A 23,068-nucleotide genomic window follows, 5' to 3' on the forward strand; every position below is an offset into this window, starting at 1 on the left:
CTAAAATCCATCCCTCGGGGTGGATTTTTAGTTTCAAAAGGACAGTTCAGAAGAGAAAAGCGATAGTTGAGGAGGAAGCCATCTCAGAAAGTCTTTAATGAGTTATACTAAAGCTATCGCTAAAGCACTTAAATTTATTAGAGATAGGATACTTTTGCTACTTATAATCCGATAAAATGGACATAAATCGTTGTAAAGGCTATCAAAAAGGAGTATAATAAGTGCAACATATCTCGGAGGTGGAAAATGTTAGAAGTAAGAAATCTAGAGAAAAGTTTCGGTCCCAAGCAAGTCTTGTTTGGTGTCGATTTTCAGGCAAGTCCAGGAAGGATTCTGGGCTTGGTCGGGAAGAATGGTGCTGGGAAAACAACGATTTTCCACAGTATGTTGAAATTTTTAGAGTATCAAGGAGAGATCAGTCTGGATGGGCGGGAGATTCGTCAGGAAACCTACGCTCGGATTGGCTATCTGCCTGAGGAACGTAGCCTCATGCCCAAGTTGACAGTCCTTGAGCAAGTTCGCTACTTGGCGACTCTAAAAGGCATGGATGCTAAGGAAGTCAAGGAAAAACTCCCTCAATGGATGGAAAAATTGGAAGTAAAGGGTAAATTGACCGACAAAATCAAGAGTCTCTCCAAAGGGAATCAGCAGAAAATTCAGCTGATTATCACCCTAATCCATAAGCCAGACTTGATTATCTTGGATGAGCCTTTTAGTGGTTTGGATCCAGTCAATACCGAGTTGCTCAAACAAGTCATCTTGAAAGAGAAAGAGCGTGGTGCAATCATTATCTTTTCTGACCATGTTATGACCAACGTTGAGGAACTTTGCGATGATATCCTGATGATTCGTGACGGGCGTGTGGTCTTGCATGGACCAGTTCAGGATGTTCGCAATCAATACGGGAAAACACGTCTCTTTGTTTCAAGTGAACAAAGCAAGGAAGAATTGGAAAAACTTCCTCACGTCAAACAGGTGAGCTTGACCAAGCAAGGTAGTTGGAAATTGATCCTAGATGATGAAAGTGCTGGAAGGGAACTCTTCCCCATCCTCACTCAAGGTCAATATATTGCGACCTTTGACCAGCAGGCTCCAACAATCGATGAAATCTTTAAACTAGAATCAGGGGTGGAAGTATGAGAAATATGTGGGTTGTAATGAAGGAAACCTATCTTCGACATGTCAAGTCGTGGAGTTTCTTCTTTATGGTGATTTCGCCGTTCCTCTTTTTAGCCTTATCTGTAGGAATCGGCTTTCTCCAAGGGTCTTCTATGGCCAAGAATAGCAAGATAGCAGTAGTAACAACTGTGCCATCTGTGGAAGAAGGGCTCAAGGGTACCAATGGTATCAACTTTGATTATAAGGATGAAGCCAGTGCCCAGGCTGCTATCAAGGATGAGAAAATCAAGGGTTACCTAACCATTGACCAAGAGGACAGCGTCCTCAAGGCCGTCTATCATGGTGAAACTTCTCTTGAAACAGGCATCAAACTAGCGGTAACCAATAAGCTAAACGAACTGCAATACCAACTCAATCGTTCGTCAGCTAATTTGTCTCAAGAACAGGAAAAACGCCTGAGTCAAACCGTTGATTTTACTGAGAAAATTGATGAATCTAAGGAAAACAAAAAAATTGTTCAAACCATTGCGGCCGCAGGGCTTGGCTTCTTCCTTTATATGATTTTGATTACCTATGCTAGTGTCACTGCTCAGGAAGTGGCTAGCGAGAAAGGAACCAAAATCATGGAGGTGGTCTTCTCTAGTATCCGAGCAAGTCATTATTTCTACGCTCGCATGCTGGCTCTGCTTCTTGTGATTTTGACTCATATTGGCATTTACGTCGTGGGTGGGCTGGCTGCCATTCTGCTCTTTAAAGACATCCCTATCTTGGCACAATCTGGGATTTTAAATCATCTAGGAGAGGCCTTCTCGCTCAATACCTTATTGTTTGTCTTGGTTAGCCTCTTTATGTACGTTGTTTTAGCAGCCTTTCTAGGCTCTATGGTTTCTCGCCCTGAGGATTCAGGAAAGGCCTTGTCGCCATTGATGATCTTGATTATAGCAGGATTTGTCGGTGTGACCTCTCTAGGTGCTGCTGGGGACAATTTAGTTCTGAAAATTGGCTCCTATATTCCTTTCATCTCGACCTTCTTTATGCCGTTTAGAGCTATAAATGGGTATGCCAGTGGTTTAGAAGCTTGGATTTCGCTTGCCATAACGGTTGTTTTTGCAGTCACTGCAACAGCCTTTATCGGACGCATGTATGCTAGTCTAGTCCTTCAAACAGATGATTTGGGAATCTGGAAAACCTTTAAACGTGCCTTAGCTTATAAATAGGTTTGCGGATTAAAAGAAAATATAAAATAACAAAAGGATAAGATTCAAGTGAAATCTTATCCTTTTTGAGTGTTTTTATCCTAATACTTTCTTTAGAAACAATAACTAAAAATACATAGTACTAGGGAAAAAGGCATAGATCCTTTTTCACCTATACATGCAAAAAATGATTTATTCGTTTAGCTTAATATTTCCACTTTTTGCAGTAATAGTGAGAGTGGCAGTAGGATTTTCAATTTTGTGAACGAGAGTACTACCAGTATGCTTGCTGTCTTTAGTGTATTCTACATTGATGCCGTTAGGGATATCAATATCACCAAGAGTTGTTTTTAGATCGAAGGATAGTTTATTCAAACTATTGGGAACCAGTTGCAGGTTGATATCTCCTAGCTGATTAGTGATGGAGATGTTTCCAACTAAGTCTAATTGCTTGGAACTTATTGAGCCACTAGATATTTTTAAACTAGTGTCGGAAATTTTACTTGAATTTAGATTGATATCGCCCAGAGCAGCAGTGATTTCACCAGTTTCAAAATGACTATTATTTAGTCCGATATTACCCGAAGAAGCATTGATTTTTCCAGAGCTAATCTGGCTGTTATTAAAGGAAATCTCTCCCAGAGAGTTCTTAAATTTACCAGATGCGAATTGGCTATCATTTACAGTCAACGAGCCATTGGATAGAGAGAAGTCAGCATTTTTGGCTGATAGATTGGACAGCGTAACATCTCCTAATGACGAACTGCCGCTGAATGTCTCAAGCTTGGTCCCCTTAGGCAGGGAAAGCTGCACAGTACTCTTCCCCTGAGATTCTTGGTCAAATAAGCTGAGTAAGGAGCGGATGCCAGCGCTTATGTAGAAGGAGCCTGCACCATCTTCCTTGATGTTTAAGTTTCCGTTTTCAGAACTTGTCGTGATGTTTCCGAGTGAACTTCCATCGATCTGATAGTTACCATCGCTTTGGTAATAGGTCAAGTGAGCCTTGTCATCAGGAGATTCGCTGATGACGAGGTTTCTAGCTGCTAAGTTAATATTTAGGGAAGAAAGATCAGAGAAACTTTCTTCTTTTTTCGTTAGTTTTACCTTGCTTTTGGCAGAATTGACCAAGTCATTGACACCGCCTGTCATGGAGCCGATAGTTGTCAAGGCTCCACCAAAGAGGCAGGCTAAAATAGCTGCGGATAAAAGAGGTTTTTTCAATTTGATATTAGCCATAATGTGCTCCTTTCTTTGCAAATACTTTTGCTAGCTTGACAAAGCCAGCCTTACCAAACTGAGTAACAGGAGAAATGCCTGCGTAGAAGATGCCAGACAGTCCCAGAGCTAGAACACTGAGCCCCAGAGTGAACAGGAAGGCCGGGATCGATGTCGTCAGTCCCACTGTCAAAGTGTCCCAGATCAGGCTGATTCCAAAAATAAAGAATGCAAAGGCACCTATAGCCATGACGAGAGCAAAGATAAAGACTAAGAGGAAGAAAACAAAAGTTAAAAGTGCTGCTACTATAAAGAGCGGAATAGCCAAGGGTGCTGCCAAAATGGATAGGATAGCGATCTGGACGATGTTCTTAGTATTTTTTGATGAACTGCTGTCTTGATTATCTTCCTCGACTTTTTTGTCCAAAAGATTCAACATAATCTCGTGGGCCGCTTCCTTAGGGCTTCCTAAATCAGCAATAGCGGCTACTTCACCTTCAGGTCCTACTTCGTCAAAATACTCAGTGAAATGTTCTATAGTTTCTTCGTAGTCCTTACGTGGTAGTTTTTTTAGATACTTTTCTAGCTCAGCTAGATATTCAGTTTTTGTCATGTCGAATGCTCCCTTCTACGATGCCGTCGATTGTTGTAGTATAAAGTTTCCACTCTTCTTTCAGAGTAAGTAGGTATTCATATCCGTAGGAAGTAAGTGTATAGTATTTTCGTTTACGCCCCTGTTTTTCCTTCGAATAAGTTGCGAGATAATCATTTTGTTCCAGCTTTTTTAGTATGGGATAAAGAATAGACTCTTTGATGTTAGCAATTAGCTTAATGGTCTGACTAATCTCATAACCGTAGGAATCATCTTTTTCAAGAATGGCAAGGATGAGAAATTTTATTAAAGCTGAGGATGTAGGGAAATACATGAAGCACCTCCTTATATAAAAAAAATATATAATTAATTTATATATAGATTACCTTCTTTTAGAATAATTGTCAAGTATGATATATAAAAAAATATATAATTCAACAAAATAGTTTGTAATGATATTACGCAAAAACATATCTACTATAAAATAAGAAGTAGTACATCGATTAAAAATGGAAAAGAAAGCTTATTGAGAATGATTAATATGAAAGCTTCTTTGATGATAAAAGGGAAAAATATTTTCATATCTATTGACTTTTAATAGTAAAATTTGGTATGATAGTAGACGGTATTGTTTACCCCATTTGTAAGGCCCCGGAACCTTTCAAATACCCCGCGGACCGGAACATCCGCCCAGTAAACAAAAACGATATTCATATAGGAGAAATCATGAACAAAACTACATTCATGGCTAAACCAGGCCAAGTAGAACGCAAATGGTACGTTGTTGACGCAACTGATGTACCTCTTGGACGCCTTTCAGCAGTTGTTGCTAGCGTACTTCGCGGAAAAAACAAACCAACATTCACACCACACACTGATACAGGTGACTTCGTAATCGTTATCAATGCTGAAAAAGTTAAATTGACTGGTAAAAAAGCAACTGATAAGATCTACTACACTCACTCAAACCACCCAGGTGGATTGAAACAAATCTCTGCTGGTGAACTTCGTTCTAAAAACGCAGTACGTTTGATCGAAAAATCAGTTAAAGGTATGCTTCCACACAATACTCTTGGCCGCGCTCAAGGTATGAAATTGAAAGTATTCGTTGGAGCTGAGCACACTCACGCTGCACAACAACCAGAAGTTCTTGATATTTCAGGACTTATCTAAGGAAAGGAACAATAAAGTATGTCACAAGCACAATATGCAGGTACTGGACGTCGTAAAAACGCTGTTGCACGCGTTCGCCTTGTTCCAGGAACTGGTAAAATCACTGTTAACAAAAAAGATGTTGAAGAGTACATCCCACACGCTGACCTTCGTCTCGTTATCAACCAACCATTCGCAGTTACTTCAACTGTAGGTTCATACGACGTTTTCGTTAACGTTGTAGGTGGTGGATACGCTGGTCAATCAGGAGCTATCCGTCATGGTATCGCTCGTGCCCTTCTTCAAGTAGACCCAGACTTCCGCGATTCATTGAAACGCGCAGGACTTCTTACTCGTGACTCACGTAAGGTTGAGCGTAAGAAACCAGGTCTTAAGAAAGCTCGTAAAGCATCACAATTCTCAAAACGTTAATCAATACGATTATATCAACGTTTACAGACATTCAAGAATTTACTCTTGGATGTCTTTTTTTGTTTAAAAATCAAGAATTTCCCTGAAAATTTCCCTGAGATTTCCCTGAATCATTTTTTGAGATTCCTAAAAGCAATTTCACCGACTGTCTGATTAACGGTATCAGCTGTATTTACATATATTTTTGTTACCTGTTTATCGCTATGAGTAAGAGTTTCTGACATAGCTTTTTTTTAGTTTAATTATAAACAATCCTTTAGCAAGTGGTAAAACAACTACACAATTATTTGTATGGGGAACCTAAGCAGGGTTTGCTTAGGTTATTGTTGTGTCTTCCAATAGGAATATACAACGAGTTTAATGATGTAGCTAAGTCTTGGTAATCTAGTAGCGCCATCTTCTTTCATTAAATGATATCGAAATTCATCAATACCATTTAGAACATTTTCATCTAAATAGAGTCTAGGGGTTACTGATGTTTCTAAACTAGGATTGACATTTTTGATATCCTTTTCCATTTCTTGACGTAATTTTTGCCATCTGTCAATGGAGTAATGTTTTGTATTTCTATATGCTTCTTCAATTACGCTTCCAATAGAAGCTTTCAAAACAATATTGAAAGAGAGACCATTTAATTCATCGTAATGATTTGATAGAAGTGTTTGTTCTAGAGTATTCAGAAAATTATCCTGACTTAGTTCTTTGATTTTACGTTCATTCTTTTGAATAAGTTCATCTATCCACACTTTAGCTTCATATGCAAGACGCACAGTTTTATATACTCTAACCATATATCCTCCTTTTAAAATTGTCTATTATTTCGTTGTTCCTCATTTATTAAGTTGGTTTTAAATAGACTAATAAAAATTTATGTAAAAAACTTGAATCTCAATTTTAGTAAAAAAGATAGTTATGATAAAACGCACAATATTAAGTTTAACCTAAATATTACAAATTTTGACTTTTTTCTAGTCTATGCCATTAGTGAATGAAAGTTATACTTTTAATTTTTTAATGTTATAATAATCAAAGATTTTCTCAATGTATTTTTCCCACCATTTATCTGGTATAAAGTTTTGGTGAGAATATTTGTTAAGTATTGCTATTTTTTGTTTTAAAAGGTATTCTCCTATATACATTTCAATTACATTTCTGTATTGTAAGTCATGATCTGTACTAATTGAACCACAATCTTCGCAGTCGTTATCTGTCTCAAATTTAAGTCCAGTTATAAAAATTAAAATGGCATTATTACTCCATTTGTTACCTAATTCATTTATAATATTTGTACTAATAAAAGTATTAGAGGTTGGCATTCCGTAATCATGACCTGCACCGACAACTACAACATGCCCAGTTTCGCAAAACTGAACAAAGATGCATTCACCTTTTTCATTTTTATAGTCTTTTTTTATATTAAAGTCAGCGTCTATAATCTTATAGTTAATGCTCTGTGTTTTGTAACCGGGCAATTCATTTAAAGGTTTTAGGCAAGTTTCAACGTGTTTTCTAACTTCCGAATAGTAATCATTAAAACTTTTATCTATTGGGTGATTTTTAAATGTCTCGATCCCAATTTTTACTCGTTCTTCTCGATTTGGTCTCCAAGTTCCCATAAAATCCTCCTATTGATTAGATATAAAAAATTATATTTTTTATATCTATTTTTTTCTAGTATTTACAGAGTAGATATATGCTAAATAATTTGCAAAATCTCCCTGACGTTGTCGATCCTCTGTAATTTGATCATACCAATTAGTATTTTTTTCGTCATTTTCAGAGAAATATTTAATAACTTTTAGTTGTCTTCTAAAAGATTCATGAGTAGATCTCCTAGAAATATCATTTTGCTCTCTTTTGGGTAGTGAAATTGTTTCAGATCTGACTCGAAGTTCAGTATATTCCGCTGCTAATTCGATTAACGTAATCCAGTTTTCAAGAAAATCAGGATCTTTTGTATTTAAAGAGCTAACTAGATTGCCATAAATTTCCCCGGCTTCTTCAAAAGTTAATGCAGTTTTATCTTTCAGAAAGTCTGAATAAGTGTAAATTTTCATACGAATCTCCTTTTAGGATATGTGGTAGAACGACGACCACTATATTTTAGCGCTATCTAAACAGAAAGTCAAGAATTTTTGTAAAAATTTTGTAGATAAAGTTAAAAAAGTATTGTTGAAATAGCCAGAATTTTTTGATTGTTACAGTTTGTTTGAAAATGGAGTGTGATTAAAAAGCTTTTTAATTCCAAGTATTTATAGTTTTTTGACAATAATCAAAACGTATTATATAATAACCTATCAGGAGGTGTTAAATGAATAGTTTACTAGAACAATATTTAGTTATTGATATCGATGGAGCTTTTGGATACACAGATCAAGGGAAACAGTATTGCCAATCAGTACATTATGGGGAGTCTCGTTTTAAAGAAGCAGAAAGACAAAATAGTAAACCTGTAGTAGCAATAGAAATAATAGAAGAAGAGATTTTAGCATTTTTAGAAAAAGTTGGAATTAGAACGACTAAAAAACCTAGGATAGATCCCCAAAAGATTGACTATAGAGAAATACAAAAGGAGTATAGCTTGAATAGTGAAAAAGATTTAGTATGGTTAAAATTTGCTAACAATGGCCATCTTGGAGTTGTTGCTACAAGTAATGATGTTAACTTTCAAATTCCTAAGAATAAATCTGAGTATAATTCAAAAATTCGAGTATATAATGAGTATGAAAAGCGAGATAAAGATGAATGGGAGTATAATTCTGCTGGTATTATTCTTCATAACTTGGGACTAAAATGGGATGAGTCTTTTGTATTGCTTTTTCCGTTAGGCAATATTCCAAATGGATATAGACGTCATGATATTGAAAAGGCAATAGGCAATTTCTTATATAAAAAAGGTGTACCTATCCTAGATTTATATTCACATTTGTATTAATTTTTTCAGAATAGGTCTATAGTAAAATAGTATACATTTATTCTTTTGCTAAGTATAATATAAAATATCATCCTTACTTTTTGAAGTAGGGATGATATTTCGTCTTATCGTTTTTGGCACTCATTTTCTAATTTAGGGTAAATAACTGATATAGCTGACTCGTTGAGGATTATTTTATAGAAAACTTATCCTATTTAAATAAAACTATTTAAGATTAGTTGAGATTTTAGTAGTTAAAAATAGCTTAATTGAACGTATTTGAAAGAGCTTAGTTGTTAGGTTAGCCAAACCAGGTCTTAAGAAAGCTCGTAAAGCTTCTCAATTTAGTAAACGTTAATTCGAGAGAATTACTATACTTGCAAAGAACACCTTTCGGGGTGTTCTTTTTTATTGATATCTTGTTGATTTATAATTAGAAATCTCCTTGAAGGGTATCAGGTAAATGAAAAGATTCGGCGATCATATCCTATTTCTTCGTGCTTTAGTTTAATACCTATAATGTAAAAAACTCTAGCTATCAGGTAGTTGATAGTTAGAGTTTTTTTCTATTCATATGATTTAATGAGATTAAATAAGTCCTCTACTTCTGATGACGGTGTAGCTGATTTGAGATAAGCGTAATAAACTGTAAATGTTATCTGGTCCTCCGGTATTAGAGAGATTTTTATTAAATCATCATCTTCATCAGAAAGTGCGATATCAGCCAGTAAACTAACGCCAATCCCTTTCTTTAAAAGTTCTTTAAGAACGACAATGTCATCAGTCTTAAAGAATATTTCTGCCTTGTTTTGATGCTTTTGATTAAGTAGTTCAAAAGCTTTTAGATGAACAAAGTGTTCGTCTAAGAGTATAAAGGATTGATCTACTAATTCTGCAAAAGCAAGGGAAGGAGCATTGGCAAGAGGATGGTTCTTAGATAAAACGACATACAGTTCTTTATGAAAGAGTTCATGTGTCCCTATTAAAGGATGATTGAGTGGTTCAATCAAGCCGAGTAAGCTCGCATCTAGTTCTCCCTTAAGGAGAAGATTTAATAATTCTACGGATCCACCACGAATAGGACGTACCTTTTTTAAAAAATCAAATTCAGCTTCTTTATTTAAGACAGAGAAAAGATACTGAATGATAATAGGAGGGAATCCTACAGTAGAGCAATGCGCCAAAGAGCGATTAATTTCTTTGCGAGTAGAAATGACCTCAGGTAAAATCAGTTCTGTATGCTTCAGAAGGATTTGTCCTTGATTAGTTAGTTTAAAGGAGCGATGTGAAGGATCATGGTGAATCAATTTGCAATTAAAAGATTCCTCTAAGCGCTTGATGGCATAAGAAATAGATGGTTGGCTGACTTTATGTTGTTTTGCTACTTCCGTATAGGATTGAAGCTGGCAGAGGTCATAAAAATATTGTAGATCTTTTAAATTCATATGGGCTCACTTTCATTAGTTAGAGAAGGAAAATAAGTGGAAATCACCAGATAAATAATTTTTATCCGTATCCTACAATTTGACTATACGAGTATTCACCGGTTAAAATGTAAGTGAGTCAGGGATATCAAAGGTTATCTAAGATACTTTCAAAAATGACCAACATCTTTTCTCGTTTATCAATGGGGAGTTGTTTAACCTTCATGTTGATTCTTTTGAGTGAAAGATTGTCAGTCTTATCAGAGGTTGCTTCAAGGCTATCAAAATTGAAAAATTCCTCTGGGGTCATCTCTAGGGCGACAATCACTTTTTCAAGACTGTGAATGGTCAGATTCACATTTTGGTTTTCAAGTTGATTGATATACTTAAGCCCAAGTCCTGCTTGTTCCGAAAGTTCTTCCTGGCTCATTTTTTTCTGTGTTCGAAAATATTTCACTTTTTGGGAAATATAGTGTTGTAAATAGTTTTTATTCGTCATATAAATAGAATACAAGTTTTGCATGACAAAAAAACATCTTAAAAAATACAAAGTACTATATAACGAACTTACATGATATTTATTTTAATTCGGATTGCCAATTTGTAAGATTAGTTTCTTTTGCTCGAAACTTTTAGTAAAGAGTGATCATTGAGAGTTTTATGAGTCCAGAACTTTATAAAATATAACAACTTAAAGTGTCATTAATAATGGTGTTTTAAGTATAAAAGAGCTTATTAGAAAATTGTTCTCGTAGACTCATTATAACATATGCGTACACGATTGTATTTTTTAAACAACAAAGTTTTCCGAACAATTCGTTTTAAGTGGTATAATAGAAGTAAAAAGGAGGTTGCACTATGACTGCACATGATATTTTAAACAACCCTTTCCTCAATAAAGGTACTGCCTTTACCTTAGAGGAGCGAAAGGAACTAGGTCTTATTGGTTTACTGCCACCGTATGTTCAAACGATTGAAGAACAAGCGACGCAAACTTATGCACAGATGCAAACAAAAGCCAATGATTTAGAAAAGCGTCTTTTCCTAATGGAAATTTTTAATACCAACCGGACTCTTTTCTATTACCTCTTTTCTCAACATTTGGAGGAATTCAATCCAATTGTATACGATCCAACCATTGCAGATACCATTGAAGGCTATAGTGACCTCTTTGTAGATCCACAATATGCGGGATATCTTGATATCAATCATCCTGAAAATATTGAAGCCACTTTGAAAAATGCTGCTGGGGATCGCGAGATTCGCCTCATTGTTGTAACAGATGCAGAAGGAATCCTTGGAATCGGTGACTGGGGAACAAATGGTGTTGATATTTCTGTCGGGAAATTGATGGTCTACACGGGTGCTGCTGGAATCGATCCTTCTATGGTTCTTCCTTTAGTCATTGATGCAGGGACTAACCGTGAAGAACTTCGTAACAATCCTAATTACTTAGGAAATCGTCACGAACGGGTCCGCGGAGATCGTTACTACGACTTCATTGACCAATTTGTTCAAACAGCCGAGCGTCTCTTTCCTAAACTCTACCTTCACTGGGAAGACTTCGGCCGCTTGAATGCTGCCAATATCCTTGAAAAATACCGGAAACAAATTCCAACTTTTAATGATGATATTCAAGGCACAGGGATTGTTACCTTGGGCGGTATCTTTGGCTCACTGGATATTAGTGGTGAAAAATTAACAGATCAAGTTTATCTCTGCTATGGTGGTGGTACTGCGGGTGCAGGAATTGCCTCTCGTGTTCTTCGTGAAATGGTGAGTGAAGGTCTTTCTGAAGAAGAAGCTTATAAACGTTTCTTTATGGTTGATAAACAAGGTCTTCTATTTGATGATATGGATGACCTAACTCCTGAACAAAAACCGTTTGCTAAGAAACGTGCTGACTTTAGTAACGCAGACAAGTTGACTGACCTGCTTGAAGTAGTGAAGACTGTGAAGCCAACCATTCTTGTAGGAACTTCGACTCAACCTAATACCTTCACTAAAGAAATAGTAGAGGCTATGTGTGAAAACACAGAACGTCCGATGATCTTCCCTTTGTCAAATCCAACCAAACTAGCTGAAGCTATTGCCAAAGATTTGATTGAATGGTCAGATGGCAAAGCTTTTGTCGCAACAGGAATTCCTGCTGATACGGTTTCTTATAAAGGTGTCGACTATGTGATTGGTCAAGCCAATAATGCCTTGATTTACCCAGGTCTTGGTCTAGGTATGCTGGCTTCTGAAGCAAGTCTTTTAACTGATGAAATGATTGGAGCAGCGGCTCATTCATTGAGTGGTATTGTCAATCCAGGCCAACCAGGAGCTCCTGTTTTGCCGCCGTTCAAATATGTAGCAGATGTTTCTATTAAAGTAGCGGAAGCAGTCGCTAAAAAAGCGCAAGAACAAGGTCTTGCACGCGCTAAGGAAACAGATATGGTCAAAGCCGTTCGTGATTTGAAGTGGTATCCAGAGTATAGATAATTCATTCCTGTTGCTGTCTATCCTTCTATAGCGACAGATTTGTATGGGCTGTGGACTTAAGTAATATAGAAAGGATACCTATGTCACTCTTTTTAACCTCGATTACGAGTATCATTCCGATAATTGCTATTATTGTTTTGGGGTATATTCTTCAGGTGAAGGGATGGTTTGGAGATGACTTTGGACCTAACCTATCTCGTTTGATCATGAATGTAGCCTTGCCAGCATCAATCTTTGTGTCGGTGATGAAATACCTAACACTAGATAAACTAATCAGTCTTTCTGGAGGTCTCCTTTATACATTTGTGGCCTTTATCTTGGGCTATATCGTAGCTTATATTGCAGTTGTGGTTTTCAAGGTTCGTCCAGGACGGCGAGGGACCATGATTAATACCTTTGTGAATGCCAATACTATTTTTATCGGTTTACCATTAAACGTTGCTCTTTTTGGGGATCAGGCTCTTCCTTATTTCTTAATTTACTATATCACCAATACGATTTCCACCTGGACATTGGGCGTGTATTTGATGACGAGCGATAGTAAATCGGGTCAAAGCAAGGAGACAAGTAAATTTGACTGGAAGAAATTACTACCAGCTCCGCTTGTAGGTTTTCTTGTGGCTCTACTATTTTTGATTCTCCGAATTCCTATTCCAGATTTCGCAACGAATACCTTAACCTATGTTGGAAATATCGTCACTCCCTTATCTCTGATTTATATTGGTATCGTTCTTGCTAAGGCAGGCTTGAATACCATTGCTTTTGATAAAGATACAATTGTCACTTTAGTTGGACGCTTTATCCTAGCTCCTCTAATCATGCTTCTTGTATTGAAGTTCTTTGCACCAAATATGGCGACAGTAGAATTTAAGACCTTTATGATTCAGTCCGCTACGCCAGCTTTAGCTGTTCTCCCAATCCTTGCTAATCAAGGAAAAGGAGATGTGGAATTCTCTACGAATGTAGTGACTTTAAGTACGGTTCTATTTATCGTTGTTATTCCAATAATACAAACTTTATTAGGATAAGAAGGAAGAGGATAGGATTGAAAGTTATGCGTTAAGAAATTTCCCTATTTAATAAATATTGATTTAAATTTTATGAAATTAATCAGTAGATATCGTTCTGAAAAACCTTGATATTACGCTGTTTTTAGTCCAACTGAAACTCGTGCTTTCCAAATCAGGCTTGAAAAAAGCTCGTAAAGCATCACAATTTAGTAAACGTTCATTCGAGAGAATTACTATACTTACAAAGAGCATCTTTCGGGGTGTTCTTTTTGTACTTTCATACTTAAATTGGTGCAATTGACACAGTTGTTGCGACTTTAGTCGCTTACAAATGTGGCTGCAATCTGACAAAGTCAGTTGTTTCTTTGTATTCAACTCAGATACTTCTGGTCAGATTATTAACAAGCCTTCAAGAAGAGTGATTGGTGAAATAGGCTGTTTGAGGCTTTTATGCTATACTAGTTTTAATGACAATCTTCTATTTCTAATGCAACAATAGATCCGTAATTTGTTTTTAATTAAGGAGTTTTGGATTGTAAGAGGGAGATGATATATCTGAAGGAGCATCATTATGAAAAAACGTACCTTACTTTGGCTGATTTTAGCACTTGGAATATTTGGAGGCGGAGCATGGCTAGCACAAGAAACAAATTTATTTCTAAGCCCACGAGCTAAGCAGTTGGATTATTTAAAGGAACATGAAGAAGAAATTGTAAAATTTGTAAAGTCTAAAAATTCAAAGATTGAATCTGTTCAGATTTCTTGGGATGAAACTAAATGGGAAAAAGTTGGGAATGGGACCCCTCAAGGAGGCGGAGAAATTGTAAATGTATATGGTGGTTTTAATCATATTGAGTCCTCCTCTTGGAATGTAACTTTTGATATTGAGAATGGTAAAATTATTCCTAATTCAATGGCTTTAGCCAATTATTTAAGAGTGGGGGGAAGGATTTTTGACTAACAGTAATCTAAAAACCTTTGATAATTTTTACTCAAATATATAGGAGAAAAAGAATGAAAAAACGTACCTTGGTTTGGCTAGTTTTAGCTTTTGTAATATTCGGAGGCGGAGCATGGATGGCGAAAGAAGCAAATTTATTTCTGAGCCCACGAGCTAAGCAGTTAGCTTATCTGAAGGAGCATGAAGAAGAGATTAAGGAGTTTGTAAAATCTTTAAATCCTAAAGTCGAAAGTGTTCAGTTTGATTGGGATAGTATGAAGGTTGGTCAGGTAGGGAATGGAACTCCTCAAGGTGGTGGTTATATGATAACATTGAACGGTAGAATCAATAACAATAAGGATACTCAATTTACATTAGGGTTTCCGCTAAAACATAATTTAAATGAAACCCCTGAGAAACTTGTTATTATTCAAATGCAGCCAATAAGAATTTTGAAAGGAAATTTATGGGATCTTTATGAGTAATAGCAACTTAAAAAAATTTGATAATTTTTACTCAAATTTAACATCATTCATTCCCCACTGACTTTGAATACTTGCCAAAAGTTTTTTTACATTCATGATATAATAAACTTAGATTCCACTATATAGGAGGAAAGAGATGAAAGAGCGTACCTTACTTTGTCTAGTTTTAGCTCTTGTAGTCTTTGGAGGCGGCGCATGGCTAGCACAAGAAACAAATTTATTTCTAAGCCCACGAGCCAAGCAGTTGGCTTATTTAAAGGATCATGAAGAGGAGATTAAGGAGTTTGTAAAATCTTTAAATCCTAAAGTAGAATCGGTTCAGATTGATTGGGATGAAACAATGTGGGAAAAAGTTGGAAATGGAACTCCACAAGGAGGAGGTAATGTTGTAATAGTTGGAGGAGGTTTTAATAATATAGAGGGCTCAACTTGGCAAGTAATTTTTGAAATTGAAGATGGACGAGTTGCTTTTGATACTATGATGCAAGGCGGTCCATTGCGAGTAGGAGGAAGGATTTTTGATTAATAGTGACTTAAAACCTTTGATAAATTTTACTCAAATCTATCATCACTCATTCCCTACTGACTTACAATACTTGCCAAAAGTTTTTTTACATTCATGATATAATAAACTTAGATTCCACTATATTGGAGGAAAGAAATGAAAAAACGTACTTTACTTTGGCTAGTTTTAGCACTTGTAGTATTCGGAGGAGGCGCATGGATGGCGCAGAAAACAAATCTATTTGGAGGAGTATTTCTTAGTCCGCGAGCAAAGCAGTTGGCATATCTGAAGGAGCATGAAGAGGATATGGCTGATTTTGTGAAAGCTTTAAGTCCTAAAGTTGAAAGTGTTCAGTTTGATTGGGATAGTATGAAGGTTGGTCAGGTAGGAAATGGAACTCCTCAAGGCGGAGGCTATATGTTGACACTTAGAGGAAAGGTAAATAATAATGATAAAACAGAATTTACGGTTGGTTTTTCCTTAGATAATGATAGGAATAGTACACCAAGGGAATTTGGGATTTATGAAATGCAACCTATAAGAATTTATAGGGACGGGGTTTGGTATTATTATGACTAACAGTAATTTAAAAAACTTTGATAATTTTTACTCAAATTTAACACCATTCATTCCCAATTGACTTAGAATACTTGCTAAAAGTATTTTTTTTTACATTCATGATATAATATACATAGATTCCACTATTTAGGAGGAAAGAGATGAAAAAACGTACTTTGGTTTGGCTGATTTTAGCCCTTGTAGTATTCGGAGGAGGCGCATGGATGGCGCAGAAAACAAATCTATTTGGAGGAGTATTTCTTAGTCCGCGAGCCAAGCAGTTGGCTTATTTAAAGGAGCATGAAGAGGAGATTAAGGATTTTGTAAAATCTCAAAATGCAAAGATAGAATCTGTTCAGATTGATTGGGATGAAACAATGTGGGAAAAAGTTGGAAATGGAACTCCACAAGGTGGAGGGGAAGTTGTGAGTATATTTGGTGAATTTAATAATATAGAAGAGTCAGATTGGAGTGTCATGTTTGAAATTGAAAATGAAAAAGTAATTTTTGATTCTATGATATTAAGCGGTCCGTTACGTGTAGGAGGAAGAGGTATTGACGAATAGTAATTTAAAAGATTTTGATAATTTCTATGCGAATTTAGCTCAGTCAGCCTATACTGGTAGACCAATAAAATTTCCTTATGAATCTCAGAGAGAAAAAAATAGGGCTTTGTTAAATTCAGGTCAATCACTCTATTTCGATTTCTCTCAAGATACTAAGATTTATAACAAGGATAAAAAAGAATGGGAAATCACTCCCGGAGGTAAAAATCTTCCTCATAATGGTAAGGTCTACTTGCAACCAGATCCTGATTTACATACTGTGGAAGATACGATAAAACTCCAAGTTGGTGATCCTGGAGGAGGGATTCACCAAGAAGAGTATCCTATCAAACGCTATCAAAAAGGACTCTTAACGGATGAGAGAGCTGGTTTTAATGCCTACTACTTAACGGATACGCCAACCTTAACTAAAGATACCAAGAAAACCTATATGACCATCCGCGGAAGTGATGCTATCAGTATAGAGAATTTGAACGACTGGATTGACAACGATGCTCAGTTTGCGCTCAACCATATCCATACGCCGCAAGCCAAGTTAGCAACAGTAGGAATGAAAACGAAAATCGCTGAGATGCGCGAAAAGGCTCCAAATGCGACGATGGACATTGCAGCTCATTCCCTAGGAACCATTGTCTCTGCGCAAGGGGTAGCTGGCCTCAGTGATCAAGAACTGGAGAAAATCGGCAAAGTCGTCCTCTTTGACGGCCCGGACACGACAAAGAGTTTAAAGAAAATGGGACTCAGTGACGAGAAAATCAAAAAGATTAGCGAAAAAATCGAGTACTATGTCAATCCTTTTGATGTCGTGGGGATGCTTAATCGTGAGCATACCATCACCAAATTACCTGGGGATTCCGATGAACCACTTAAGAAACCCGTCGGTAAAGTCAATGTCCTTGTCCCCTTGCATTATACCCAGATTACTGATCCGGAAAGTTCCCATGACTTTGGTGTTTTCCAATCGGATGGAAAGGGAAATTTATTGACTGCGTCTGAGGATTTTCACCCAGAATTGCTCAGGGCAGGTGAAAAGCTGGCTAGATTAATTGCGACAACCTTGGATGTTTTAAGAAATCTAGGAGTCGATGAAAATGTAGCCTCAAATGTTTTAAATGCCATTATGAGGGGTGAGTTTAAAATAAAGGCAGCTATTGGTTATGCCGTTTACGAGAATTTTACAACTGAATATAGTAAGATCGTCGAAGAAGCTCGTCAGGAATCTATAAAGTGGGATCGAGAAGCTATTCCTCGTTATCAGGAACAACTGAGAAGCGGCAATCTTTCAGGAAATCAAAGAATCTTGGTTCGAGCTCAGTTGCTTCAGACAGCAGCCCAGTTGGCAAATTTTGACATGGAAGACAAAGTTAAATCTGTGAAAACTTTACTTTCAGATGCTAAGGAAGATATTCAAAACATGATAAAAGAAACAAGACAGACAGCGTTTGACATGGTTGGATATTTGTCAAGTTCAGAAGTTACAAATCTACTTTCTGGTTTTGACACAACAAGCTTTTGGGATGAAGGCGTTGCAAGTGACACGAAGACAGCAGCAACATCCTTCCTGACACAAATTGAGCAGCTAGGGGAAAGCCTGGTTAAAGCTAGTGGTTCCTTTGAAACCATAGATACAAATAGTGCTGAAGATTTTAACAATCTATTGGCGGATGTAAAACAAACATGGAGGGGAAAGAATGTTAGTCCTAACGGATGAGGATACTTTAATTACAAGAGAGCAACTCGACAGAGGCTTCAAGGAAAGAATGAAGGAACAAGAACGCCAAGCAGTCAGGGCCTTAGTAACTGCAAAAGAACTGTCAATCCTTGCTAAGGGAGTGGAGTTAGCTAAAAAGTTACAAGAAGCAGCCTCAGATATGCATGAGTACGCTTCGAAGACTTATGTAAACAATATTAAGGGTGGATTTGAGGGCAAGGCTGCTGATGCTGCTGAAACTTACTTGACTCAGACCATGCAAACCCCTACTTTACAAAGTCCAATCAAAAACTAGGAGAAAACTTGTGATGGATAAAAAGGAACTTCAGAAACTAGAGGATGAGCATAATCGTAAATTACGAGACTTAGAGCGTTTAGAGATGGATTTGGATGATGATTTCCACAAGTTTAGTAGGGAGACGGATCATCTCCTAGAGGCGCTTTCCTATGCATGCAGAGACAGTAGTTTTGCTGAAATTCAACCATATATCTTTGAGATAGAGAACAATTTGGATAACTATCATCAACTTTACAAGAGTCGTATAGAGAATGTGTTGGAAGCTCGTCATCAAGAGAATAAAAACTTTCATAGAAAGTTAGAAGAAAAGAACGTTTGACAAATATACCTTATAAAAGAAGGATGATATGAGTTTGTTATACTTTGTTATTATAAATAAAAAAAGAAGTAATTATACAAGAAAAGTAGATAATTTAATCTTTCTTACTAGTTTTTAGATGGAAATAGCTCTTATTTTTTTTATAAATAGAATAAAAAATGAATTTTAAACTTGCAATTGAGGCAAATTATTGATATAATGAGGGCATAAATTAATATAAAGGAGTTTCACATGGCTTTAATTCAATTAACAACAGAAGAATTGCGCACCTCTGCTCAAAAGTACACTCAAGGTTCTGAGGAAGTAAGACAAGTACTTCGTACATTGACTCAAGAGCAAAATACTATCCGAGACAACTGGAAAGGTGCTGCTTTTGAGAGCTTTGATCGCCAATTCACAGAATTGTCTCCAAAAATTGAGGAGTTTGCAACTTTGCTTGATGAGATCAATGCACAGTTGAACAAGGTTGCTGAAATTGTTGAACAAAACGACCAAGATCTTGCATCACAAATTTAATTTGTTATATAAGTGGCTTTAGGAGGGCGAGAGCCTTCCTATTTTTTATGACGGAGAAAATTTAAAGTAATATGAGGAAGAATAGAATTTTTAAATATATAGGAAGTAGTCTGCTGGCATTAGGATTGCTTGCATTGATTATTTTTTTGAATCTATCTGTTCAAAAAAATACAACGATTAGCAATGAAAATAATGCAAAGGCTAATCAGCAGACAAAATTAAATGTAGCTATCGTAAATGAAGATAAGCCTGTCTACGTAGATACAAAAGAATACAATCTAGGTGCTAGTTATGTAAAAAATATCGAGCGTGATAATTCACAAAACTGGTCTGTTGTCCCTCGTGGAGCAGCTGATTCTGGGTTAGAAAGTGGGAAATACCAACTCGTTTTAACAATTCCTAGTGACTTTTCTGAAAAAATACTCGATATTAACAGCATCAATGTTGATAAGACAACCATCAATTATAAGGTGAATGCGCAAGGAAATTTGCAAGTAGAAAATGATGCAAATAAACTAGCGAAAGATATTGTTGCTGATTTGAATGGTCAGTTAGTCGATATGTATATGGCTAGTATTTTGAACAATCTTTACACTGCACAAAAGAATGTTCAAGCTAGCTCACAGATACAAGCGACCAATATCGGAAACTATCGTACGAATTTATATAATACAGCTATCAACTCTAAAAATCTTTTCCCAACTCTCTATAGTATGTCTAGTTCTTCTGTTGACGCCAACAGTGCTTTAAAGACAGGTTTGGATAGTTATTCTCAGATTTTTGGTCGTTATGACGTTTCACAGATTGCCTATGGTAAAAAGCTTGACACTCTGCTTCAGGATAGGGTCACTGAGAAGAAAAATCATGCGGATGTTATCACTGGGCTCATCTCTCAGAGTCGGGAAGACGTTAAGGGACAAATTAAAACTTATAAGGAATTAATTAAAGCTCAACGTATTCTGACTTCTAATATAGATGGAACACCAGCATCCACTGATGGAACGTCACCAGAAGTTGAGGCTTACTATAAAAAAGTAGCAGAAAGCATCAGCACAGAGATTGGTAGCTTACAGAAAAATCTAACAGACGAAAGAACGAAGTTTGAAAATCATAAAAAGGATATTCATAACTTTATTGATGAGAAATTAGCCACTTACTATGGAACAAGTGATAAGAGCGAAATCACTCTCGGTCGATTTTTGGATAAAGCTGCAAACAAGGATTTAGAGAAGGTTGAGGAATCTCTAAAAGAGCAGCTGGCTTCTGCAATCTCAGAATTACCCAAAGAAGACTTTAGTGGAAAAGAATTTAGTGGTTTTGGTATGACACCAATCACAATTCCTTCTGTAAACTATACAGATTTAAAAACGATTAAAGAGCCAAGCGACGAGATTTCTTTGACGGACTTGAAGAATCTGGAAAATAAGGCAATTACTAGTACGAGTGCTGTTGGACGAACAGGAACAAAGGCTAAGGTATCATGGAAGGCTGGAACAGGAGTGACGGTTCATTCGGTCACTTATGATGGCACACCAGTTGAGTTTGGTCAAGAAATTGATTTGAAGACGGGTGGGACTTTCAAAGTAGCCTATAGTGTTGCAGAGGCAGCTCCGACTCCAACTACAAGTTCAACTGGGGCTTCAAGCCCAACTCCAAAAGCGGAGCCAAAGACTGTTGATATTTCCTTGAATGATGTTCAAGCAATCAGTGCTCCGATAGATGTCTTAGCCGTTCAGCAAGCAGCAGTTTCTTACGGACAAAAAGTTCAGAAAATAGCTTCTGCCTACCAAAAGGTAGAATCACTAAAACAAGCATACGATACCGTCAGAGGGTTAAAAAATAGTGATGTGTCTAAAGCATTGTCAGATATTTGGTTTGAAGCTATTAGTTCAAATCTGAAGAAGTATGAAGACAGCTTAACTGCACCTACTAGCGATACAGATAAAGATGGTGCTAAAGGGAAAGTAGATAAAGCCTTGTCAAATTTGACTACTCTGAAGCCTATTTTAGAAAAAAATGTGCAGGATGTTTTGACTACCAACCAAGAATTGAATACAAAAATCGATGAACAGTTAGAGTTGTACAAGAAGTTGGAAAAGAAACTAGATGATTTGGTTGGGGAGCAAGGGAAAGGCAATGATGCTTTTGAAGAGACTAATAATCAACTGAAAACTCTAAATACTGATTATGCAGCTCTATTGTCAGAAACTACGGGTGTGAAGGAGTCTTCTCAAAGTAATGTCAAAGCTGCAGAGTCTGTGAATGAAACTTTAGGTAATTTCAATCGTGAATTGTCAAACGCTCAAACAAGTACTGAAAAGTTGTCACAAGATGCTGACTCCTTGATGACGCAGTTTAACGAAGAATTGACTAACAATGGAAACTTTGTAGAATCCTTTGTGAAGGTTCTGAATAATGCCTATCAAAATGGGGTGCCAAACGAAGTATTGCTCAACTTCTTATCCAATCCTGTTACCCAAAATGCTACTTCAGTGAAAGCGACTGTCAATGTTTACCGTCCATTTACATGGATTTTACTATTGGAGATTGTTAGTCTCTTCACAGCCTATCTGTTTGCAACTCAAAACGTTATTCGCAAAGTCAAAGATAAGTTCAAACTTGATAAGTTACATGATACAGACTTGATGACGGTAACCATCCTATCTGCTTTAAGTCTCGTTGTCGGATTGGTAGTTGGTGTTGTATCAAGTGTTCAGCTACAGGTTGGTCGTGAGTATCAACCATCTTGGGTTCTATTAATTGTTTTAGCCGCATTTGTACTGATTCAAGGACAATATCTATTGCTTAAACATTTCCGAGTGATTGGTATGGGACTCTCCTTCTTTATGATGATTAGCTTTGTCTACCTATCAAATGCTATTGGGACAACAGCAAGTCTAACTGGTTTCCCAGCATTTATCAAAAATCTCAATGCGTTATCGATATTAGAAGGTTTGCTCTCAGGATACTTTGATGGACATCCAGCAGCAATTATCGCTTTTGTTGCAACGATTGTTGTCATAGCTGTTTTACTTGTTATAAATGTTTTTATCAGAGAAAGTAGTTTGTGGTTTCAAGCAAGCCAAGCTGAGAAAGAATAGAAATTAGAAATATGAAGAAAATCATTCTTTTCCTTCTTACCTTAGTAACATGTGCAGCAGTCTCTGGGGCTGCTGCAGATGATTTGAAGGATAACAGTCTGCAGATTGATGATTCCCGACTTGAAAAGAAAGAGGGATTGAAATTTGGTCTACAGTCTGAACAAATCAAGGAGCTTTTTAATGAAGCGACTCAAAAGAGGTTGCAGGACATGCAACAGCATCAAGAGGAACAGTTGATCACAGAAAGGGGCCAACTGTTTTCTGCTATACAGAGACCAGTGAAAAAATCTTCTGAAGAACAGTTGTTTCAGCCCAATGCTCAAAAAACAATCAAGTTCCAAACAAATATAGGCCATGTAGAAAAAGGTGGTCTGAATGACTTTCTTCCAGAGATATTCTATGTGGTGTTGATTTTCTTGCTTTTTGGAGCAACGGCAGTAATGAGTTATCGTGTGATGGTAGAAGGGATGGACTAAGTTTTTAACTAGTCTGTCTAAATAACTTAGAAAAGGATAAACCAGGCATAGGAGG

Annotated in this window: 26 protein-coding genes; 18 read left to right on the forward strand and 8 right to left on the reverse strand. The window is 36.7% G+C overall.

Features of this window, described 5'->3' with window-relative positions; all coding sequences use genetic code 11:
* Positions 1 to 246 precede the first annotated feature (246 nt).
* Together SOR_RS01400 and SOR_RS01405 are read left to right on the forward strand one after the other, a co-directional pair.
* Complete coding sequence (locus tag SOR_RS01400) at positions 247 to 1,140, forward strand: ABC transporter ATP-binding protein (protein WP_000895263.1); 894 nt, start codon at positions 247 to 249, stop codon at positions 1,138 to 1,140.
* Positions 1,137 to 2,336: an ABC transporter permease gene (locus SOR_RS01405; RefSeq protein ID WP_001245394.1), complete on the forward strand. Its 1,200-nt coding sequence runs from the start codon at positions 1,137 to 1,139 to the stop codon at positions 2,334 to 2,336. The genes SOR_RS01400 and SOR_RS01405 overlap by 4 nt, the downstream gene beginning before the upstream one ends.
* Positions 2,337 to 2,507: 171 nt before the next feature.
* On the opposite strand, the gene SOR_RS01410 is transcribed toward SOR_RS01405, so the two are convergent.
* From SOR_RS01410 to SOR_RS01420, 3 genes are read right to left on the reverse strand one after another with little or no spacing between them, the layout of a single operon-like run.
* A complete protein-coding gene (locus SOR_RS01410; RefSeq protein WP_001273948.1) occupies positions 2,508 to 3,551 on the reverse strand; it encodes a DUF4097 family beta strand repeat-containing protein in 1,044 nt (347 codons plus the stop codon).
* Positions 3,544 to 4,143, reverse strand: a complete 600-nt coding sequence (locus SOR_RS01415; protein ID WP_000167722.1) for a DUF1700 domain-containing protein — start codon at positions 4,141 to 4,143, stop codon at positions 3,544 to 3,546. The genes SOR_RS01410 and SOR_RS01415 overlap by 8 nt, the downstream gene beginning before the upstream one ends.
* A complete protein-coding gene (locus SOR_RS01420) occupies positions 4,130 to 4,456 on the reverse strand; it encodes a PadR family transcriptional regulator (protein WP_000273867.1) in 327 nt (108 codons plus the stop codon). The genes SOR_RS01415 and SOR_RS01420 overlap by 14 nt, the downstream gene beginning before the upstream one ends.
* Before the next feature lie 392 nt (positions 4,457 to 4,848).
* Between SOR_RS01420 and rplM the strand changes: the two genes are divergently transcribed.
* A complete protein-coding gene (gene rplM / locus SOR_RS01425; protein WP_001044624.1) occupies positions 4,849 to 5,295 on the forward strand; it encodes a 50S ribosomal protein L13 in 447 nt (148 codons plus the stop codon).
* Positions 5,296 to 5,313: 18 nt separating this feature from the next.
* Positions 5,314 to 5,706 (forward strand): 30S ribosomal protein S9, encoded by a 393-nt coding sequence (gene rpsI / locus SOR_RS01430; protein WP_000075973.1) that lies wholly within the window; start codon positions 5,314 to 5,316, stop codon positions 5,704 to 5,706.
* 320 nt (positions 5,707 to 6,026) lie between these two features.
* Here rpsI and SOR_RS01435 read toward each other — a convergent pair whose 3' ends face one another.
* From SOR_RS01435 to SOR_RS01445, 3 genes are all read right to left on the reverse strand, one after another.
* Complete coding sequence (locus tag SOR_RS01435) at positions 6,027 to 6,497, reverse strand: hypothetical protein (RefSeq protein ID WP_000252743.1); 471 nt, start codon at positions 6,495 to 6,497, stop codon at positions 6,027 to 6,029.
* A 204-nt stretch (positions 6,498 to 6,701) separates the two neighbouring features.
* The gene (locus SOR_RS01440; protein WP_000537624.1) at positions 6,702 to 7,322 is read right to left on the reverse strand and encodes a hypothetical protein; all 621 of its coding nucleotides are present in this window, start codon (positions 7,320 to 7,322) and stop codon (positions 6,702 to 6,704) included.
* A gap of 45 nt (positions 7,323 to 7,367) precedes the next feature.
* Positions 7,368 to 7,763 (reverse strand): hypothetical protein, encoded by a 396-nt coding sequence (locus tag SOR_RS01445; protein WP_000708740.1) that lies wholly within the window; start codon positions 7,761 to 7,763, stop codon positions 7,368 to 7,370.
* A gap of 254 nt (positions 7,764 to 8,017) precedes the next feature.
* Here SOR_RS01445 and SOR_RS01450 point away from each other — a divergent pair, with 254 nt between their 5' ends.
* Positions 8,018 to 8,641, forward strand: a complete 624-nt coding sequence (locus SOR_RS01450) for a hypothetical protein (RefSeq protein ID WP_001086726.1) — start codon at positions 8,018 to 8,020, stop codon at positions 8,639 to 8,641.
* A 545-nt stretch (positions 8,642 to 9,186) separates the two neighbouring features.
* Here the strand turns inward: SOR_RS01450 and SOR_RS01455 are convergent.
* Both SOR_RS01455 and SOR_RS01460 read right to left on the reverse strand, forming a co-directional pair.
* Positions 9,187 to 10,065: a LysR family transcriptional regulator gene (locus SOR_RS01455; protein ID WP_001049292.1), complete on the reverse strand. Its 879-nt coding sequence runs from the start codon at positions 10,063 to 10,065 to the stop codon at positions 9,187 to 9,189.
* A 127-nt stretch (positions 10,066 to 10,192) separates the two neighbouring features.
* Positions 10,193 to 10,543, reverse strand: coding sequence for a helix-turn-helix domain-containing protein (locus SOR_RS01460; RefSeq protein WP_041170833.1), 351 nt, complete (start codon positions 10,541 to 10,543; stop codon positions 10,193 to 10,195).
* 359 nt (positions 10,544 to 10,902) lie between these two features.
* On the opposite strand from SOR_RS01460, the gene SOR_RS01465 reads away from it, so the two are divergent.
* The 13 genes from SOR_RS01465 to essA all read left to right on the forward strand — a co-directional run bounded on the left by SOR_RS01465 (position 10,903) and on the right by essA (position 23,013).
* Positions 10,903 to 12,528 (forward strand): malolactic enzyme, encoded by a 1,626-nt coding sequence (locus SOR_RS01465; RefSeq protein ID WP_000123930.1) that lies wholly within the window; start codon positions 10,903 to 10,905, stop codon positions 12,526 to 12,528.
* 80 nt (positions 12,529 to 12,608) lie between these two features.
* The gene (locus SOR_RS01470; RefSeq protein WP_000051821.1) at positions 12,609 to 13,556 is read left to right on the forward strand and encodes an AEC family transporter; all 948 of its coding nucleotides are present in this window, start codon (positions 12,609 to 12,611) and stop codon (positions 13,554 to 13,556) included.
* A 553-nt stretch (positions 13,557 to 14,109) separates the two neighbouring features.
* Positions 14,110 to 14,499 carry a hypothetical protein gene (locus tag SOR_RS01475; RefSeq protein WP_000747460.1) on the forward strand — a complete coding sequence of 130 codons (390 nt, stop codon included), beginning with the start codon at positions 14,110 to 14,112 and terminating at the stop codon, positions 14,497 to 14,499.
* 53 nt (positions 14,500 to 14,552) lie between these two features.
* Entirely contained in the window at positions 14,553 to 14,963 is a 411-nt protein-coding gene (locus SOR_RS01480) for a DUF1433 domain-containing protein (RefSeq protein ID WP_000747479.1), read from the forward strand.
* A gap of 136 nt (positions 14,964 to 15,099) precedes the next feature.
* Positions 15,100 to 15,489 (forward strand): hypothetical protein, encoded by a 390-nt coding sequence (locus SOR_RS01485; protein WP_000664642.1) that lies wholly within the window; start codon positions 15,100 to 15,102, stop codon positions 15,487 to 15,489.
* 135 nt (positions 15,490 to 15,624) lie between these two features.
* A complete protein-coding gene (locus SOR_RS01490) occupies positions 15,625 to 16,047 on the forward strand; it encodes a hypothetical protein (protein ID WP_000747471.1) in 423 nt (140 codons plus the stop codon).
* Between the two features lie 140 nt (positions 16,048 to 16,187).
* Entirely contained in the window at positions 16,188 to 16,592 is a 405-nt protein-coding gene (locus tag SOR_RS01495) for a hypothetical protein (protein ID WP_000747474.1), read from the forward strand.
* On the forward strand, positions 16,582 to 18,303 hold the full coding sequence (locus SOR_RS01500) for an Mbeg1-like protein (RefSeq protein ID WP_000185205.1): 1,722 nt from the start codon (positions 16,582 to 16,584) through the stop codon (positions 18,301 to 18,303). The genes SOR_RS01495 and SOR_RS01500 overlap by 11 nt, the downstream gene beginning before the upstream one ends.
* A complete protein-coding gene (locus tag SOR_RS01505) occupies positions 18,284 to 18,598 on the forward strand; it encodes a hypothetical protein (RefSeq protein ID WP_000960732.1) in 315 nt (104 codons plus the stop codon). Before SOR_RS01500 ends, SOR_RS01505 begins: the two co-directional genes overlap by 20 nt.
* Positions 18,599 to 18,611: 13 nt before the next feature.
* Positions 18,612 to 18,920 carry a hypothetical protein gene (locus SOR_RS01510; protein WP_000358232.1) on the forward strand — a complete coding sequence of 103 codons (309 nt, stop codon included), beginning with the start codon at positions 18,612 to 18,614 and terminating at the stop codon, positions 18,918 to 18,920.
* Positions 18,921 to 19,151: 231 nt separating this feature from the next.
* On the forward strand, positions 19,152 to 19,436 hold the full coding sequence (locus SOR_RS01515; RefSeq protein ID WP_001173991.1) for a WXG100 family type VII secretion target: 285 nt from the start codon (positions 19,152 to 19,154) through the stop codon (positions 19,434 to 19,436).
* A gap of 71 nt (positions 19,437 to 19,507) precedes the next feature.
* Positions 19,508 to 22,537, forward strand: coding sequence for a type VII secretion protein EsaA (gene esaA, locus SOR_RS01520; protein WP_013670162.1), 3,030 nt, complete (start codon positions 19,508 to 19,510; stop codon positions 22,535 to 22,537).
* Positions 22,538 to 22,548: 11 nt separating this feature from the next.
* Positions 22,549 to 23,013 (forward strand): type VII secretion protein EssA, encoded by a 465-nt coding sequence (gene essA, locus SOR_RS01525; RefSeq protein WP_000720507.1) that lies wholly within the window; start codon positions 22,549 to 22,551, stop codon positions 23,011 to 23,013.
* Positions 23,014 to 23,068: the final 55 nt, after the last annotated feature.

Source organism: Streptococcus oralis Uo5, assembly GCF_000253155.1.
Lineage (GTDB): Bacteria > Bacillota > Bacilli > Lactobacillales > Streptococcaceae > Streptococcus > Streptococcus oralis_L.